Origin of the sequence: Rhizobium herbae, assembly GCF_017873135.1 — a bacterium.
GTDB lineage: Bacteria > Pseudomonadota > Alphaproteobacteria > Rhizobiales > Rhizobiaceae > Pararhizobium > Pararhizobium herbae.
The window spans coordinates 117,505-133,514 of the sequence record NZ_JAGGJV010000002.1; the positions used below are offsets into that span (position 1 = coordinate 117,505).

Below are 16,010 nucleotides of genomic sequence, written 5' to 3' on the forward strand. Positions count from 1 at the left end.
CTGCCGGACCGTTCGGACGGGGGCTTGTAACCGAAGCGCCCGCAAAGTGCAATGGGATTGAGGCAAACGCCCCGATATTTCCGCATTGCCGGTCGTCGATATGAAAAAGCCGCCCATAAAGCGGCTTTCATCAGGTGCGTCCTGAAAGACAGGCGCTTATTTCGGCGCCAGAACCATCATCATCTGACGGCCTTCGAGCTTCGGCTCGGCTTCGACCTTGGCGATCGTCACGGTGTCTTCCTTGACCTGAAGCAAAAGCTTCATGCCCAGTTCCTGGTGGGCCATTTCGCGGCCGCGGAACTTCAGGGTCACCTTGACCTTGTCGCCTTCCTCGAAGAAGCGGTTCATCGCCTTCATCTTCACGTCGTAGTCGTGCGTGTCGATGTTGGGACGCATCTTGATCTCCTTGATCTCGATGATCTTCTGCTTCTTGCGCGCTTCCGCCGCCTTCTTCTGTGTGGCGTATTTCAGTTTGCCCAGATCAAGGATCTTGCACACCGGCGGTTCCGCGTTCGGCGAGATCTCGACGAGGTCGAGACCCAGTTCTTCCGCCATGCGGAGCGCCTGATCGGTGGGAATGCTGCCGTGGTTGACACCTTCGGCGTCGATGAGCTGAACCCGGAGGGACCGGATTTCCTTGTTAGAGCGGGGCCCGTCTTTTGTCGGGGCGTCCGTTTTGAACGGTCTGCGAATGGTCGTACTCTCCTCGAGCTGTTAAGACTGCAATGTCGGAAGATAGCGCTATATCCCGGCAAAATGCCGTTCAACTGCCGCTTGGCCTTCATGTGTAAATTGCTGCGGAAAAGTCAATAACACAGCTCTTCACGAAAATCACCACCTGTCAGCCATTCGGAGAATCTGTTTTAGAAAGAAAATCAGCGGGAAGCGCTCAAAACAGGGAAATTTGCATGTCATTGCCAATCTCGAATGCCGATCCCGACACTCTCGACGTCGGCAGCGGCAGCGAATCGCGCCGCATCGCCATGCGCATCCTGCCTGCCGCAAGCGGAAATAACCTGCCGGCGCTGGTCTGGCTCGGCGGATACCGCTCGGACATGGCAGGCACCAAGGCTGTCGAACTCGAGCGCCATGCCGCGGCAACCGGCGCCGCCTGCATCCGCTTCGATTATTCCGGACATGGCATGTCCGGCGGCGCCTTCACCGATGGCACCATTTCCCGCTGGCTGGAGGAAAGCCTTGCGGTCATCGATCACGTCAAGCCGGAACGCATGATCCTTGTCGGCTCGTCGATGGGGGGCTGGGTGGCGTTGCGGCTGATCGCCGAGCTGCGTGCCCGCGGCGAGGGCGGCCGGATCGCCGGCCTCGTCCTGATCGCGCCGGCGCCCGATTTCACCAGCGAACTGATCGAGCCGAACCTGACGGATGCGGAGCGCACATCGCTTGCCGCGCGCGGCTATTTCGAGGAGCCGACGCCCTACGGTCCGGATCCGAACATCTATACCGCCCGGCTGATCGAGGACGGCCGGCAGAACCGGGTGCTCACCGGCATCATCGAGACCGGCTGCCCGGTGCATATCCTGCAGGGCATGAAGGATCCAGACGTGCCCTATGGCCATGCGCTGAAGCTGATGGAACACCTGCCGTCCGACGACGTCGTGATGACGCTGATCCGCGACGGCGATCACCGCCTGTCGCGGCCGGAGGATATCGAGCGGATTATCGCCGCCGTCGATGGCATGCCGACGGGCTGAAAGCCCTCAAAAACCGGGCATGATGCGCATTTGCCGCGCATCTTAACCATATCCGGCAATCCCCAAATCTGCAGATTGACTTCGTTTCGAGCGCGCTGTTAACTCTTTGTTAACGATTAGAGCAGCGCGCGGCGGGGTTTGACCGCGAAAGCTGACGGCAGTTTCAGATTTTCGCGGGGGTTTCTTCGGGATTGTTCCGGGAGAGAACCGCGCCACAGGGGACATGCATGGCGCAGTTGATGGGCATCAGAAAAATGGTCGTGGCATTTGCGGCTGTTTTCGCATCGGCGGGCGCTGCCATCCCGGCGCCGAGCGCCACAGCGCTGTCGATGCAGACCGGCGCCATCACCTCGCAGCCGATCGGCCATTACGAATTCTGCCAGAAATATCGCGCCGAATGCGAGATCAAGTCGAAGTCGACGACCGCGCCGCGTGTGACCGATTTCGGCTGGTCGGTCATTCGTCAGGTCAATCTTGCCGTTAACCGCGAAATCACCCCGATGACCGACATGGACCTGTACGGCAAGGATGAGGTCTGGGCCTATCCGGATACGGCTGGCGATTGCGAGGACTTCGTGCTTTTGAAGCGCAAGCGCCTGATGGAGAAGGGCTTCTCCCCATCCGACCTTCTGATCACCGTCGTCCGCAAGCCGGACGGAGAAGGCCATGCGGTTCTGACCGTGCGCACGGCGCAGGGCGATTTCATCCTCGACAATCTCGAAAACGACGTGAAGCTCTGGACGAAGACACCCTACCGCTTTTTGAAGCGCCAGGCTTCGTTCAACACCGGCCGCTGGGTCACGATCGAAAACGGCGCGGAAGTTCTGGTCGGTTCGGTCGGGAATTGATCCGCGGTCGGTCTCGCTGCGAGCACTAACCTATTTCGTCATCCTTGGGCTTGTCCCAAGGATCTATCAACCTCCATGAAAAGTCAGTTTTGTCATGCCTTTCGCAGATGCTCGGGACAGGCCCGAGCATGACGAGGGTGAGCCTGTGCTCAAGCATTCCCAATCAAAACCCCCGCCGCCAGCACCAGTCCGCCGCCAAGCACCACCTGAAACGCCGCGCGCAAGAACGGTGTCTCCATATATTTGTTCTGGATGAAGGCGATGGCCCAGAGTTCGAAGAAGACGATGATGCCGGCGGTGATCGTTGCCGTCCAGAAATGCGGGATAAGATAGGGCAGGGCGTGGCCCAGCCCGCCGAGCGTCGTCATGATGCCGCAGGCTAGGCCGCGCTTGAGCGGCGAACCGCGTCCCGAAAGCTTGCCGTCGTCATGGGCGGCTTCCGTGAAGCCCATGGATATGCCGGCGCCGACCGAGGCCGAAAGCCCGACCAGGAAGGTTTGCCAGGTATCCTGCGTGGCAAAGGCGGCGGCAAAGATCGGCGCCAGGGTCGAGACCGAGCCGTCCATCAGCCCGGCAAGACCCGGCTGCACATAGGTGAGCAGGAACTGGCGGTGTGCTGCCTCGTCTTCCTTTTTGCGCGCATCTTCCGGCACATGCTTGTCCGTCAGCATGCGGGCAATGTCCTCGTGCCCCTGTTCGGCCAGCGCCAGGTCTCCCAGCAATTGCCGGGTCGCGGCATCGGACGTGTTTTTCGCCGCCTCGACATAAAAATTATATGCTTGCGTTTCCATCAGTTCGGCTTCGCGGCGCATGGCGTCGAGCGACTGGTTGTGGCGCAGCCAGTCCGGCTTGCGGGTCAGGAAGCCGCTGACATGCTCGCGCCGGATGAGGGGAATGCGCTCGCCGAAACGGCGACGGTGCATGTCGATCAGCATGGTCTTGTGGGTGTTTTCCACCTCGCCCATGTCCTCGAAGACCCTGGCGGAATCCGGATACCTGTCCTTCAGCGCATCGGCATAGGCGAAGTAGATGCGGCTGTCGTCCTCTTCGGAAGAAATGGCAAGCGCCAGCACCTCCTGTTCGGAGAGCGATGAGAGCGGACGTCTGGACGCGGAAAACAGGCGGGAAAACATGATGGAAAAGACCTAGTTTAGAATCATTCTAAAAATAGAAGTCCATCACCAAAAGGTCAAGCCGAAACACGCAAGGCCTACTCGACAGGCAGCCGGATAACTTCCTACATAAACAGGACGATGAACCGCTTATGCGAAAGCCGCCGCCCGCATGAACCCGCTCCTGTCCAGCAAGGATACGCTTCTCGACCGCATCGGCATGGCGCTGGCGGGAAAATTGACGGCAAAGACGTCGGGCTATGAGCCCTATACGCCGTCCGATCCCGAAACCCTGGCGCGCACGCTCAGGCCCGGGGATATCCTTTTGATCGAAGGCAATCACAAGGTCTCCGCCGCGATCAAATATCTGACCCAATCGACCTGGTCGCACGCCGCCTTTTTCGCCGGCGATGAAATCCCGCTGACACTGGACCAGGCAACGTTGCCGGTCATCGATCGCCCGCAGCTCATCGAGGTCAATCTGGGGCAAGGCTGCGTCGCTGTGCCACTCAGCAAATATTCGACCTACAACACCCGCATCTGCCGGCCCGTCGGGCTGACGCCGGAAGACCGCAACGCGGTCCTGTCGTTCATGATTTCAAGGCTGGGTCTGAAATACGACATGAAGAACATTCTCGACATGCTGCGCTTCTTCATGCCGACGCCGCCGGTGCCGGTGCGCTGGCGCCGCCGCATGCTGGCCTTCGGTTCGGGGGACCCGACACGGGCCATCTGCTCGACGCTGATCGCTGAGGCCTTCGAGCAGATCCGCTATCCGATCCTGCCGGAGATCACCCGCGCCCCCGGCCGGGCTTCGGCAACATCGCAATATTCCCGCGCCGAAATCCTGCATATTCGCCATCATTCGCTCTATACGCCGCGCGATTTCGATCTCTCGCCCTATTTCGCCGTCGTCAAGCCGACGCTCGAATACGGCTTCGACTACAAGCGGCTGCAGTGGGAAGGCAGGGACGGCAAGCCTCTCATAGAGTGATATTGAGCGTCTGTTCCCGGACGATATAGGCCTTCTGGCGGTCGGTGATGTAGTCGCGCACGATCGGCGCGGCATCGCGGCTTCGCGAGAGCTGCATGTGGAAAACCAGCTGGCTGCCGGTGCGGAACATCATCTCGCAGCTGATCAGGTAGAATTCCCACATGCGGGCAAAGCGCTCGTCGTACATGTCGACGACCTTGTCGCGGTTCTTCTCGAAGCGTTCGACCCAGTGCTTCAGCGTCGTCGCATAGTGAACCCGCAGGAATTCGAGATCGCTCACCCAGAGATGGTTTTGCTCCACCACCTCGAAAACCTCGGAAAGGGCGGGCGAATAGGCGCCGGGGAAAATGTATTTGCGCAGCCAGGCGCTGGCCATGCCGGGCGGGCTCATGTGACCGATCGAATGCAGCACGGCGATCCCGTCGTCCGGCATCAATGTGTTCAGCTTCTTGAAGAACTCGTCGTAGTGGCTGACGCCGACATGCTCGAACATGCCGACCGAAACGATCCGGTCGAAGGTCTCGTTGACCTCGCGGTAGTCGCGCAGCTCGAAGCGGACGCGGCCTTCCAGTCCGGCATCCCTGGCGCGCTGGGTCGCCAGCGCCTGCTGTTCCTTCGACAGCGTGACGCCGAGCACCTCGACGTCTTCGAGCTGGGCCAGATAGAGCGCAAGGTCGCCCCAGCCGCAGCCGATATCGAGCACCTTCATGCCCGGCCGCAGGCAGAGCTTGGAGGCAAGCAGCCTCAGCTTGTTGCGCTGTGCCTGCTCCAGCGTCTCGTCCGGCTCGCGGAAATAGGCGCAGGAATAGAGCATGTGTTCGTCGAGGAACAATTTGTAGAAGTCATTGCCGAGATCGTAGTGATGCGCGACGTTGCGCTGCGCCTCGCCCTTGACGTTGGACTGCTGGCGCTTGCGGAAGCGCATCTTGATGGCGCGCAGCACCTTCTGGATCGGATAGGAGCCGAGCGACAGCCGGTTGATTGAAAACAGGGTGAGGAAGTCACGCAGCGTCGAGCCGTTTTCGAAGCGCAGCGTACCGTCCATGTAGGCTTCGCCGGCGGCAAGTTCGGAATTGAAGACGAGGGTGCGGTAAAGCTTGCGATCGGTCAGCCGCATGGTCACTTCCGGGCCGGGCTCACCCTTGAAAACATGCGGTTTTCCGTCCGCGTCGATGACGGTCAGCTGGCCCTTGCGGATGAAGGCTTTCATCATATGCGACAGTGGAAACATGCATACCTCGATGGATAAACGACGCTTACGAAGCGTCACTCTATCACCGGGTTTGCAAAAAGCGCGGCATTAATTGGTGAAAATTCAACGGCCGGTGGCGGTCGCGCCGGCACTCGCCGCGACCACGAGAACGGTGCCTGCGATCTGCAGCGCCGTCATCGGCTGGCTGAGAACGAGGAAACCGGCAATGGCGCCGATTGCCGGCTCCAGGCTCATCAGGATGCCGAAGGACGACGTACTCATGCGGCGCAGCGCGATCATTTCCAGCGCATAGGGGATCAGCGGCACGAGGAGGGCGAGCCCGGCGACGGCGGCGACGCCCTCGACCGTCATACGCGAGACTTCCATCAGGCCGAACGGTGTCGCGACGATCGCCGCCACGATCAGCGACATCGACAGGCCCTGCAGGCCTTCGAAGGCGTTGCCGGCTTTCTTCATCAGGACGATGTAGAGCCCCCAGCCGGTCGCAGCGCCGAAGGCGAAGAGAATGCCGGTGGGGTCGCCGATCCAGCCGTTGCCGTCATGGGCGAGCAGCAGCACGCCGCCACCGGCGATCAGCGGCCAGACCAGCCGCCAGCCGAGGCCGAAGGCGAAGGTCGCAACGGCCAGCGGCCCGAGAAAATCGATGGCGACGGCAAGGCCGAGCGGGATACGCTCGATCGCCGCGAAGAAACACAGCGTCATGCCGGCCATGGATGCGCCAAGCAGCCCCGCCGTCTGCCACTGCGCCCGCGAATAGCGCAGGATCGGCGGACGAACGACGATGGCGAGCAGGGCGGCCGCCCAGATCAGCCGCAGCCAGGTGGTGCCGAAGGGGCCGTAGGCGGCAATCGCCGGTGCCGAGAAAGCCGAGCCGAACTGCACGCTCGACATCGACAGAAGGCACATCAGCCCGCCAGTGAGCGCAGCGGCCGTGCCGGTGCTCAGGGGCGCCTCCGCCGGCGGGATCGCTCCATCGTTTCCATAGGCCGGTGCTGTTGTACGCTGATCCAAGACTTGCTCCTCCAACGGCGATGCCGATCGCCTGCATCGGCTCTACCGAAGGCGGGTTCCTGCGGCAAATTCATATTTGTGGGGGTTAACATAAGGGCTTTTGATGCTCGGTCGGCACCGCCGGGAACATATTGGCGACCAATCCGTTATTGGTTTCAGCAAAGGCAATATTTCACGCGAGGAAGAAACATGGACGTCAATGGCGTAGGCTGGATTGCGGCAATCATCATCGGCGGATTTGCCGGCTGGCTGGCGGAACAATTCATGAAGTCCAATATGGGCATGTTCATGAACATCATTCTCGGCATTGTCGGCGCCATCCTCCTCAACGCCATTCTCGCGTTTGCCGGGATGGGTTTTGCCGGCTGGCTCGCCTATCTGGCCATCGGCTTCATCGGTGCCTGCATTCTGATCGCGGTCGGCCGTGCCGTCCGCCGATAAATTTCTGGCCGATAAATTCTTCCGAAGGAGAAAATCATGCTGACATTCGCAGCCGAGGGCAGCGGCCAGGGCCGGCTCGAAATCAACGGCAATTCCCAGCCGGTATCCTATGAACTCGTGGAGGCACGCGAGGAAGACGATAGCCGTCAGGTCCGTATTCGCCTCAATGCGCCGAGAGACTGGCTGCTGAAACAGGGCTTCAGCGGCGAAGCGGTTCTCGTGCGCGACAACGGCTCACGCATCGCGGTGCGCCGCGAGGGCGGGCTGGATGTCGACGACACCGTGTCCGTTACGCTTGAAGGCTATGACGACACGCATGCCGATGGCGAGGACGTATCCGGAGCCTATCCGGAACTGAAACACTAGACTCAGGAGTGCGGCGGAAAAGAAAACGGGCGCGGTTCGAGGCCGCGCCCGTTTTTCATGTCTGCCCGTCTTCATTGCTGATTGAAGGATCAGTCCTTGGCGCGTTCGACGTAGGATGCATCTTCGGTCAGGATGACGACGCGCGTGCCGACGCCGATATGCGGCGGCACCATGGTGCGCACGCCGTTCGACAGGATTGCCGGCTTGTAGGAAGACGAGGCCGTCTGGCCCTTGACGACCGGCTCGGTCTCGACGATTTCGAGCGTCATGCGGGTCGGAAGCTCGATTGCCAGAGCAATGCCTTCGAACATCTTCAGCTGCACGACCATGCCTTCCTGGAGATAGGCCTTGTCATCGCCGATGACGTCGGGTGCAACCGCGACCTGATCGTAGCTTTCCGGGTTCATGAAGTGGAAGCCTTCGCCGTCTTCATAGAGGAAGGTATGATCGCGATCCTCGACGAAAGCGCGCTCGACCTGTTCGGTGGTACGCCAGCGCTCGGAAACCTTCACGCCGTCCGAGATGCGGCGCATGTCGACCTGGGTGACCGGCGTGCCCTTGCCGGGATGAAAGTTCGCGGCGGTCAGAACAGCGTAGAGCTTGCCGTCAACTTCGAGAACATTGCCCTTGCGGACGGATGAGGCGATTACCTTGACCATAAGTCTTCCTTGTAACTGAGCTTGATGCGTCGTAGAGGAGCGCACGAAATATGCGCGTCACAGACGCCAGAATGCGTTTTCGGGCCGCACCTATCCTATATTCGGGCAAATTGCCAGTGTGACGGCGGATACGCTCGAAGAAACCGTGCAATTTATACGACTCACTGGATTGCCCGAGAGTTTGGACACAGGACCTTGATGCCCGCTGCCTCCCCCTGGTGGACCCCCGATGTCCATGCCGACCGCCGTGGTTTCCTCATCGGCCGCAACCGGATTCAGGCCGCCCTGCGCGGTTTTTTCGCGGCGCGCGATTTCATCGAGGTGGATACGGCAACGCTGCAGGTGTCGCCCGGCAACGAGGCGCATCTGCATGCCTTTGCAACGCAGGCTATCCATCACGACGGCAGCGCCGCGCCTCTCTATCTCCATACCTCGCCGGAGTTTGCCTGCAAGAAGCTGCTGGCGGCCGGCGAACAGCGCATCGCCTGCTTCGCCCATGTCTATCGCAACCGCGAGCGCGGGCCGCTGCACCATCCGGAATTCACCATGCTCGAATGGTACCGCGCCGGCGAGACTTATGATGCGCTGATGCGCGACTGCGCTGACATCCTCGGGCTTGCCGCCGAAACCGCCGGGGCAAAGCAGCTGACCTATCGCGGCGGACGGGCCGATCCCTTCGCGGAGCCGGACCGCATCACCGTCGCCGAAGCCTTCGAGCGCTTCGCTGATGTCGATCTCCTCGGCTCGATCGATCCTGGCGGCGAAACGGACCGGGACCGCCTGGCCGGGAACCTTCGCGCCGCCGGTCTGCGGGTTGCCGACGACGATACCTGGCCGGATTTGTTCAGCCGGGTGATCGTCGAGAAGGTCGAACCCAATCTGGGTTTTGGCCGTGCCACGATCCTGTACGAATATCCGGTCGCCGAAGCCGCGTTGGCGCGGCCGGCGCCGCATGACGCGCGCGTCGCGGAGCGGTTCGAGCTCTATGCCTGCGGCGTCGAGCTTGCCAATGCCTTCGGCGAGCTGACCGATGCGCGCGAACAGCGCCGCCGCTTCGGCATGGAGATGGCCGAAAAACAGCGGGTCTATGGCGAAACCTATCCGCTGGACGAGGATTTTCTGAGAGCCCTTGAAATCATGCCGCAGGCAAGCGGCTGCGCGCTCGGCTTCGACCGGCTGGTGATGCTGGCGACCGGCGCATCGCGGATCGACCAGGTCATCTGGGCGCCGGTGGCGGAGACCGATCCTCTGAGCGAGGGCCGCCGGTGACCGCGCTTCGCTCCCTGAAAACCATCGACGATCTGGAAGAGGCAGGGCTGGTTGCCGCCGCCCGGCGCGTCGGGCTGGACGATGTCGCGGCTCGCTATGCGGTGGCCGTCACGCCAGCCATGGCGGCCTTGATCGACCCCTCCGACCCCGATGATCCGATCGCACGCCAGTTCGTTCCGGATGCGGCGGAGCTCGTTCGCCTGCCGGAAGAGCGGGAGGATCCGATCGGCGACGGCGCCCACAGCCCGGTCGAGGGCATCGTCCATCGTTATCCGGATCGTGTGCTGCTGAAGGCCGTGCATGTCTGCCCGGTCTATTGCCGCTTCTGTTTCCGCCGCGAAATGGTCGGGCCGCAGGGGCTCGGCACGCTTGCATCGCAGGCGATGGACAATGCCTTTGCCTATATCGCCGATCATCCGGAAATCTGGGAAGTGATCCTCACCGGCGGCGATCCGCTCGTGCTGTCGCCGCGCCGGCTCGCATCCATCATGGAGCGGCTTGCAGGCATCGATCATGTGAAGATCGTCCGCTTCCATACCCGTGTGCCGGTCGTCGAGCCCGACCGCGTCGACGCAGCCCTGATCGCGGCACTCAAGGCCAGCGGCAAGACCACCTATCTGGCGCTGCATGCCAACCATCCGCGCGAGCTGACGGCGGATGCTCGCGCTGCCTGCGCACGGCTGGTCGATAGCGGCATCGTCATGGTCAGCCAGTCGGTGCTGTTGAAGGGCGTCAACGACGATGCCGATACGCTGGCGGCGCTGATGCGGGCCTTCGTCGAAAACAGGATCAAGCCCTATTACCTGCATCATCCCGATCTGGCGCCCGGCACCAGCCATTTCCGCCTGACGATCGAGGAGGGCCAGGCGCTGGTCGCGAGCCTGCGCGGCCGTGTCTCCGGCCTCTGCCAGCCGGCCTATATCCTCGATATCCCCGGCGGCCACGGCAAGACGGCGATCAGCGCCGCGACGATCGAAGACAATGGCGGCGGCTGTTATACGGTTTCGGACTTCAACGGCGAAACCCATGCCTATCCGCCGGCGTCCGGCCGGCATCCGGAATGAATGAGCCTCTTTAGAGGTGAATTTTCCCGAACAGGGCGCTGAGTTCGGATTGCCTGCCGGTGCCGGTTTTCTGGAAAATCGATCGTATATGGCTTCTCACCGTTTCGTAACCGGTTCCCTGCCGGCTGGCGATATCGACGGCGCTCATGCCGCTGGCGACCAGAAGCGATATCTTCGTCTCGGCCGGGGTGAGATCGAAAAGCTCCATCAGAGTTTCCGGCTTCAGCCGCATGTCCTCGTCCGGATCCTCGATCAGCGCCATGGCGCAGGAATGCGAAAACACGTCGGCCAGCTGTGTGCCGAACCGCTCGAAGCGGACGATCAGCGGCCGTTTGCCCGCGCGCGAAAGGCGAACGGCAGACAATGTATCGGAGGATTGTCCGGGGGCTTGTATCGCGAGCTTCAGTTCGCGGCTGAAACGGGCGGTTTCATGTGCGGAGCCCGCCCGCACCTCTCCCCTCGAAATGCGCAAATCACCCGTAAACAGCGCGTCGGCTCTCGGATTCGTCAGCGTCACGAGGCCTTTCCGGTTGAAGAAGATGCAGCCGATGTTCGAGGTTTCGAAGGCCGCCGCCATGCCCATGATCCTGCTTGCGTCGATATGGCGGGCAAGTTGCATGGCTGTCAGCAGCCGGGTGCGGATGGCGTGGAAATGCGGCATGTCGGCCGCCGGGGGGGAGTCTTCCGACAGGCTGTTTTGCAGAACGAAATACAACTCATCCTTGGCCGAAGAGATGTTCATGAGAACGGAGTCGCCGACCCCGTATTTTCTCATGAATTTATAATATTCGTGATGGTCGAACTGCTCTCTGGACACGAAGCTTGCTTCAAGCACCACGCCTTCGCGGTGGAGCGGCGGCAAAAGTTGCGCGCGGAAATCCCTGGCGCCCCATTCTTCGCGAACATAGCCTTCCAGAAGATCGTCGAGATTCTCCGTGCTGAGCGCTGCGCCAAAGGCTCCGCGTCCGGCTGGCTCCATGATGTTGGCGCCGAGGGCACCGCTTGCCCTGCCTATGGCTTCAATGGTCGGCAGCCACAAGGACGGCTCGAAAATAGCGGCCTGGACTTGGTCCAGTGTCTGGGAGAGTAATCCGGCGTTCACGCGCATTCATGTCTGCTCACGTTCGCAATAACAGATTTTAGGTTCGGATCACTTCTCGCGTCAATGGTGTGTGGCCGGACTTTCGCCCGCAAATAGGGCCCTTTCTTGGGTCCAACGCGCCATTTGATCCGATTCCGCGCACAAAAAAAGCCAGTCACCGCGTGAAATACCCCGAAAGTTGGATGCCAACATCGGGGCAGTTCACGCGGTGACCGGCTTGTTGAAGCGGATGTTGCCGATCAGCCTTCCTTGATCGGCGCGATCGAGATTTCGACGCGGCGGTTCTGTGCCCGCCCGTCTGGACTGTTGTTCGAAGCAATCGGCCGGTCCGGGCCGTAGCCAACGGCCGACATGCGGCGCTGATCGACGCCCTGCGAGCCGAGATAGTTGGCAACGGAGATGGCACGGCGTTCGGAGAGGCCCTGGTTGTAGCTGGCGCTGCCGGTCGAATCCGTGTGGCCATCCACATCGACCAGCGTCTTGTTGAACTTGCGCAGAACGATCGCCACCGAGTTCAGTGTCGAATAGAAGCCCGGCATGACCTGGTCCTGATCGGTGGCAAACGTGATGTTGGAGGGCATGTTGAGAACGATGCGGTCGCCGACGCGGGTAACCGAAACGCCGGTACCCTGCAGCTGCGCGCGCAGCTCGGATTCCTGGCTATCCATGTAGTTGCCGATCAGGCCGCCGCCGAGCGCGCCGATGCCGGCGCCTACCAGCGCCGCGTCACGCCGGCCGGCCGCACTTCCGCCGACCAGAAGACCGGTCGCGGCACCCAGGCCCGCGCCGATCAGCGCGCCACCGGCGGTGTTCGACATCTTCTGCTGACCCGTATACGGGTCCGTGGTGGTGCAGCCGGAAAGATAGACGGCGGCGATGGCCAGTACGGCGATTTTCTTGATCATGGAATCAAAGGTCCTCAATGGTGCTCACTCAGCTTCATACTACCGATTGCGGCAGGAAGATGAAGAGGACGGCCACATGAAAGGATAGGACGGGTAAATAGCGTCGCAACCGTCCACAACAAGGCACGGGAACGAGCATAAAACACCGTTCCCGTTCCCGTGCCACTGTTCGCTACTCGGTCAGGTCGATTTCTTCCGTGCTGCCGCCTTGGCAGGTGTAGCAGCAATCGGTGCAGGTTTCGGCGTTGTCCGGCCCTGTGCCCCAATAGGTTTCCTTGTCGCCGGAAATCCAGGCGCCATAGCAGATTTTCTCGCCCTCGTCGCAGGACAGCGGAATCTGCTTGGTTTCGCCGTCGTCCAGCAGATAGACCTGATTGTTGCCCGGCCAGACATGGTCGCGGTCCTGGCTGTAGAGCTCGAGTTCGACGGCGTTCGGATGGCTGTTCTTCATCTGGAAGGTCACGTCCGCGGCCGAAGCGGCGGACACGCCGCCAAGAGCCAGGAACATGGACAGCGCGGCCAGACCCGCGCGTTGACGAATGGTTTTCATGGGTTCCCCTTAAGACTATCTGCCTTGCGGCTGAAAATCAGCTAACATGAACATTAGAAACACGAAATAGGCTACCCAGACAAAATCCGTTGATTTTTCCGTGTGATATGGCCATTTTTGGTGACAAGGATAGGTGGAATGCGCGCGGCGCGGCGCACTTCAATCGGCGGCAAGCGATTTGTAGAAAAACGTCGAGCCGCAATAGCTGCCGTCCGGCATCAAGGCATATTGCGGAATGACGCCGACGCGCTGCCAGCCGAATTTCTCGTAGATGGATTCCGCCGGGCTCCCGGTTGCCGTGTCGAGCACCAGAATATGTCGCCCGTGCCTGGCGGCCTCGGCTTCGGCAGCGTCCATCAGCAGCCGTGAAAGCCCGAGGCCGCGCGCCTTGCGGTGGACGAGCAGTTTCTTCAGGTCGGCGCGATGCGGCTGGTTTGGCATCGTGCCGATGCCGAGTTGAACAGTGCCAAGCATGTCGCCATCCGTCTCTGCCACGATCAGCACCGTGTTTCCCTCGGCCACAGCGCGGGCGACGCCTTCCCAGTAGGGCATGGCGTCCTGCGGCGTGTGCGGCGACATGAAGCCGACGGAGGCGCCGCCCTCAACGCAATCGGAGAGGATTTCCGCGAGCGAGGGCAGGGCGGCGGTGGTTTCGGAAGGGGTGAGCGTGCGGATCGTGACATCAGACATCGGGACTATACTTTGCTGCGATTGAGAATGACGGCGTAGCGCGCAGGCTCGCCGTGCGGATTGTGAAAGATGTGAGCCTCGGCAAGCCGCATGAACAGGCAGTCGCCGGCTTCCAGCACATAGGTCTCCGCGCCGGCCGTCATGGTGAGTCTGCCCTCGAACAGCCAGAGATGCTGGGTGAGGCTGGCGTCGAACTGCTGCTGCTCGAACACGACGCGCGCGCCCGGCGGAAATTCCACCTCGACGATATCGACGGGCGATCCGGTTCCATCCGGCGAGACCGAGCGGCGCAGATAGCCGGTCTCCGGATCGCGCCAGATGCGCTGGCTGTTGCGGCGTGAGAGCGGGCTTACGACAGTCTCCTCCGTTGCAAAGAAACGCGACAGCGTGGTGCCCAGCGCGCTGCAGAGCCGCGCCAGAAGCTGGGCGGTGGGGCTGGCCTCGCCGCGTTCGATGCGCGAGATCATCGCCCGGCTGACGCCGGCACGGGTGGCGAGATCGTCAAGCGTCATCGCCTGCGCCAGCCGCAGGGATTTCATGCGTTCGGCGATACCGGTTTCGAAGGCTTGTGTACTTTCCATTATAAGAGAATTAAGTTTTCTTATAGTGGAGTCAACGGAAAAGCCGTCGCTCGCCAAATAAATTCGCCGCATGCCGCTGTGGCGACAACGAAGCTCCCCGCAGCCGGATATGGTGTCCGCCATGCACATGGTTGAGGAAACTGCCATGTGATCAATATGTTAGAGGACGCTTGAGCAGTTGCTGCATTTCGGCGACTCGCTGAAATATAAGGGGATGGATGGCTGTGACAGACGAAATCCGGAGGGAGGAACAGCGAGCCTCCGTGCTGTCTATCGCCAGCATCGTGCTCTCCATGGCCTGCGTCGGCATCGGCAACGGCATGATGTTCGCCTATGTGCCGTTTCTCCTGGCGCGCGGCGACAGTCCGCCCTGGGTCGCGGGTGCGGCGGTGACAGCGCTTGCCTTCGGCGGCCTCGCCGGCTGCGTCGTTGCCGGGCCGATGATCCGCCGGGTCGGCCATGCGCGGGCGTTTTCCTGTTCGATGGCGCTGGTGCTGCTGTCGGCCTTTCTGATTGCGCTCGGGTTTCACCCGCTGCTCTGGGTGTTTGCACGCGGTCTTTATGGCGCTGCCGGCAATATCAATTTCATCATCTCGCTGAGCTGGCTCAACCATGCCAGCGCCAACAGCTGGCGCGGCAAGGCGATGTCGGTGTTCTACATGACCTATGTCATTGCCATTGGCGTTGGCGCCTGGCTGTTCGGGCAGATCCCGGCCGAGGGCAATCTGGCGCCGCTGCTCACCATCTTCTTCACCACCATGGCCATCCTGCCGATCGGCCTGACGCGCCTGCCCAATCCGCCGCCGCCCGCAAAAGTCAGCGTCGACGTGCCGATGGTCTGGCGCAATTCGCCCGTTGCCTTCGTCGGGGTTCTGGCTGCCGGCGGGCTTTCGATGGCCGTGCAGGGTTTCACGCCGATCTACGCAGCCGCCAATCAGGTGAGCCAGGGCGATGTGGCGCTGTTGATGCTGGTCATGCAGTTCGGCCTCATCTTCATCCAGTATCCGATGGGCGTGCTGTCCGACCGCATCGACCGGCGCATCGTGCTGATCCTCGTCTGCCTGCTGATCTCGGCCGCCGCCGTCGTCGCGCTCACCGTCTCCTTTGCCAATCTCATCCTGCTGATGCTGGTCTTCGCTGTTTTCGCCGGTGCCGTCGAAACCGTCTATTCGATCGCCAATGCCCATGCCAACGACCGCACGGCGCCCGCCGATTTCGTGCCGCTCGCCTCGACGCTTTTGATGTGCTGGTCGATCGCCGCCACCATCATTCCGCTGTCGATCACGCTGCTGACGCCGGTTTTCGGTCCGAAGACCTTTATCTACGCCGCCATGGGCACCGCGCTCGCCTATGCCGCCTTCGTCGCTGTTCGGCTGAAATTCCGCGAAACCGTACCGCCGCACCTGCGCGAAAATTTCGAGATGAAGAGCGCGCAGATGCCGAATGCCGGCGCGCTGGTCGAAGGCGGGAAGAGCGGCAGCGGGATGTGAAGA

18 protein-coding genes are annotated in these 16,010 nt (G+C 61.4%); 8 read left to right on the forward strand and 10 right to left on the reverse strand.

Annotated features, from left to right (window positions below):
* Positions 1-156: 156 nt before the first annotated feature.
* Positions 157-693, reverse strand: coding sequence for a translation initiation factor IF-3 (infC, locus tag J2Z75_RS05870; protein WP_209850622.1), 537 nt, complete (start codon positions 691-693; stop codon positions 157-159).
* Positions 694-908: 215 nt separating this feature from the next.
* Between infC and J2Z75_RS05875 the strand changes: the two genes are divergently transcribed.
* On the forward strand, positions 909-1,712 hold the full coding sequence (locus tag J2Z75_RS05875) for an alpha/beta hydrolase (RefSeq protein WP_209849125.1): 804 nt from the start codon (positions 909-911) through the stop codon (positions 1,710-1,712).
* Positions 1,713-1,939: 227 nt separating this feature from the next.
* Positions 1,940-2,560 carry a transglutaminase-like cysteine peptidase gene (locus tag J2Z75_RS05880; protein WP_209849127.1) on the forward strand — a complete coding sequence of 207 codons (621 nt, stop codon included), beginning with the start codon at positions 1,940-1,942 and terminating at the stop codon, positions 2,558-2,560.
* A gap of 149 nt (positions 2,561-2,709) precedes the next feature.
* Here J2Z75_RS05880 and mbfA read toward each other — a convergent pair whose 3' ends face one another.
* The gene (mbfA, locus tag J2Z75_RS05885) at positions 2,710-3,693 is read right to left on the reverse strand and encodes an iron exporter MbfA (RefSeq protein WP_209849129.1); all 984 of its coding nucleotides are present in this window, start codon (positions 3,691-3,693) and stop codon (positions 2,710-2,712) included.
* Between the two features lie 151 nt (positions 3,694-3,844).
* Between mbfA and J2Z75_RS05890 the strand changes: the two genes are divergently transcribed.
* On the forward strand, positions 3,845-4,666 hold the full coding sequence (locus tag J2Z75_RS05890) for a C40 family peptidase (protein ID WP_209849131.1): 822 nt from the start codon (positions 3,845-3,847) through the stop codon (positions 4,664-4,666).
* Here the strand turns inward: J2Z75_RS05890 and J2Z75_RS05895 are convergent.
* Both J2Z75_RS05895 and J2Z75_RS05900 read right to left on the reverse strand, forming a co-directional pair.
* Positions 4,656-5,897 carry an SAM-dependent methyltransferase gene (locus J2Z75_RS05895; RefSeq protein WP_209849134.1) on the reverse strand — a complete coding sequence of 414 codons (1,242 nt, stop codon included), beginning with the start codon at positions 5,895-5,897 and terminating at the stop codon, positions 4,656-4,658. The two genes, J2Z75_RS05890 and J2Z75_RS05895, sit on opposite strands and share 11 nt — an antisense overlap.
* Before the next feature lie 84 nt (positions 5,898-5,981).
* Positions 5,982-6,890 carry an EamA family transporter gene (locus J2Z75_RS05900; RefSeq protein WP_209849163.1) on the reverse strand — a complete coding sequence of 303 codons (909 nt, stop codon included), beginning with the start codon at positions 6,888-6,890 and terminating at the stop codon, positions 5,982-5,984.
* A 189-nt stretch (positions 6,891-7,079) separates the two neighbouring features.
* On the opposite strand from J2Z75_RS05900, the gene J2Z75_RS05905 reads away from it, so the two are divergent.
* A complete protein-coding gene (locus J2Z75_RS05905) occupies positions 7,080-7,331 on the forward strand; it encodes a GlsB/YeaQ/YmgE family stress response membrane protein (protein WP_209849166.1) in 252 nt (83 codons plus the stop codon).
* Positions 7,332-7,367: 36 nt separating this feature from the next.
* Positions 7,368-7,697, forward strand: coding sequence for a hypothetical protein (locus tag J2Z75_RS05910; RefSeq protein ID WP_209849169.1), 330 nt, complete (start codon positions 7,368-7,370; stop codon positions 7,695-7,697).
* An 89-nt stretch (positions 7,698-7,786) separates the two neighbouring features.
* On the opposite strand, the gene efp is transcribed toward J2Z75_RS05910, so the two are convergent.
* On the reverse strand, positions 7,787-8,356 hold the full coding sequence (gene efp / locus J2Z75_RS05915) for an elongation factor P (protein ID WP_113003047.1): 570 nt from the start codon (positions 8,354-8,356) through the stop codon (positions 7,787-7,789).
* A 198-nt stretch (positions 8,357-8,554) separates the two neighbouring features.
* Here efp and epmA point away from each other — a divergent pair, with 198 nt between their 5' ends.
* Together epmA and J2Z75_RS05925 are read left to right on the forward strand one after the other, a co-directional pair.
* Positions 8,555-9,625, forward strand: a complete 1,071-nt coding sequence (gene epmA / locus J2Z75_RS05920; RefSeq protein WP_209849172.1) for an EF-P lysine aminoacylase EpmA — start codon at positions 8,555-8,557, stop codon at positions 9,623-9,625.
* Positions 9,622-10,689, forward strand: a complete 1,068-nt coding sequence (locus J2Z75_RS05925; RefSeq protein ID WP_209849175.1) for a lysine-2,3-aminomutase-like protein — start codon at positions 9,622-9,624, stop codon at positions 10,687-10,689. The genes epmA and J2Z75_RS05925 overlap by 4 nt, the downstream gene beginning before the upstream one ends.
* Positions 10,690-10,699: 10 nt before the next feature.
* On the opposite strand, the gene J2Z75_RS05930 is transcribed toward J2Z75_RS05925, so the two are convergent.
* From J2Z75_RS05930 to J2Z75_RS05950, 5 genes are all read right to left on the reverse strand, one after another.
* On the reverse strand, positions 10,700-11,797 hold the full coding sequence (locus J2Z75_RS05930) for a helix-turn-helix transcriptional regulator (RefSeq protein WP_209849178.1): 1,098 nt from the start codon (positions 11,795-11,797) through the stop codon (positions 10,700-10,702).
* 233 nt (positions 11,798-12,030) lie between these two features.
* A complete protein-coding gene (locus J2Z75_RS05935) occupies positions 12,031-12,696 on the reverse strand; it encodes an OmpA family protein (protein WP_209849181.1) in 666 nt (221 codons plus the stop codon).
* 172 nt (positions 12,697-12,868) lie between these two features.
* Positions 12,869-13,246 (reverse strand): hypothetical protein, encoded by a 378-nt coding sequence (locus tag J2Z75_RS05940; protein ID WP_209849184.1) that lies wholly within the window; start codon positions 13,244-13,246, stop codon positions 12,869-12,871.
* Between the two features lie 159 nt (positions 13,247-13,405).
* The gene (locus J2Z75_RS05945; RefSeq protein WP_209849188.1) at positions 13,406-13,936 is read right to left on the reverse strand and encodes a GNAT family N-acetyltransferase; all 531 of its coding nucleotides are present in this window, start codon (positions 13,934-13,936) and stop codon (positions 13,406-13,408) included.
* Positions 13,937-13,941: 5 nt separating this feature from the next.
* A complete protein-coding gene (locus tag J2Z75_RS05950; RefSeq protein ID WP_209849191.1) occupies positions 13,942-14,517 on the reverse strand; it encodes a helix-turn-helix domain-containing protein in 576 nt (191 codons plus the stop codon).
* Between the two features lie 218 nt (positions 14,518-14,735).
* On the opposite strand from J2Z75_RS05950, the gene J2Z75_RS05955 reads away from it, so the two are divergent.
* Positions 14,736-16,007 carry an MFS transporter gene (locus J2Z75_RS05955; RefSeq protein ID WP_209849194.1) on the forward strand — a complete coding sequence of 424 codons (1,272 nt, stop codon included), beginning with the start codon at positions 14,736-14,738 and terminating at the stop codon, positions 16,005-16,007.
* The last annotated feature ends 3 nt before the right edge of the window (positions 16,008-16,010 follow it).